Source organism: Nitriliruptor sp. (assembly GCF_040882075.1).
In the GTDB taxonomy this organism is placed as follows: domain Bacteria; phylum Actinomycetota; class Nitriliruptoria; order Nitriliruptorales; family Nitriliruptoraceae; genus Nitriliruptor.
On the sequence record NZ_JBBEBZ010000084.1, the window covers coordinates 1 to 1,001 of the forward strand.

At 72.4% G+C, this 1,001-nt stretch carries 1 protein-coding gene; it reads right to left on the reverse strand.

From position 1 onward, the window contains the following. The coding region (locus WEB03_RS04310) for a thiamine pyrophosphate-dependent enzyme (protein WP_368069735.1) at nucleotides 1-637 on the reverse strand (637 nt) is incomplete at its 3' end. Nucleotides 638-1,001: the final 364 nt, after the last annotated feature.

The following is a 1,001-nucleotide window of genomic DNA, read 5'->3' on the forward strand; positions in this document are numbered from 1 at the left end:
GCACCGAGATGGCGTACTGGTTGTTCTGCACGAAGAAGATCACCGGCGCGTCGAAGACCGCGGCGAAGTTCATGGCCTCGTGCGGGTCACCCTCGGAGGTGCCACCGTCACCGAAGTAGGTGAGGGCGACCAGCGGGTTGTCGTCGAACTTGGCGCCCATCGCGAACCCCGTCGCGTGCAACGCCTGGGTGCCGATCGGGATCGACAGGAGCCCGAAGTTGTGGGCGTACGGGTCATGGTCCGACAACCAGGTGCCGCGGTAGAGGTGGAGCAGGCCGCCGGCGTCGACGTCACGCACGATCGCCGCACCGAGCTCGCGGTAGCTCGGGAAGATCCAGTCCTCCCGGGCGAGCGCCGAGGCGGACCCGACCTGTGCGGCCTCCTGGCCGAGACACGACGCGTACACGCCGAGCTGGCCCTGACGCTGGAGGTTGATGGCCTCGCGGTCGCAACGGCGGGTGACCGCCATCCTGCGGTACAGCGCCACGAGACCGTCGTCGTCGAGGTCGACCGGATGGTCGGGGTCGTCGTGGAAGGTCCCGTCGGGTTCGAGCAGCCGGATCGGTTCGGCCGTCGGCAGGAAGCCGTCGTCGTCGGTCGCCTGCGCGTTGGTCGTCACGTCGAGCACCTCGCCCACGCTCGCTCCTCGTCGTCCGGGGACGGGCCGGGGTCGCCGGCGCCGCCCGTGTCACGGCGGTCCACGGGCGGACAGGTCACGACGGTCGCCGTGAACGCCGGTGCGGCGGTCACGGGCCGACGCGGACGCGCCGGGCTCCCAGGTGCGGGCTCCCTCGGGGTGCCGGAGCACCCCGCCCGTGCGTGGACGCGAACCCACATCACCACCGGTCCGCTGCCGGGGTCACCGGCACCGACCGAGAGCGACGTCCGTGCGTCATCCACGGGGCCACGCTAGCCAGCGGGGTCCCGGCGGGCAGCGCGTCTGGCGTCCGGCGCGCACCAGCGGCACGTGGACCGGCCCGGACCTCGCTGCGAGGTCCGGG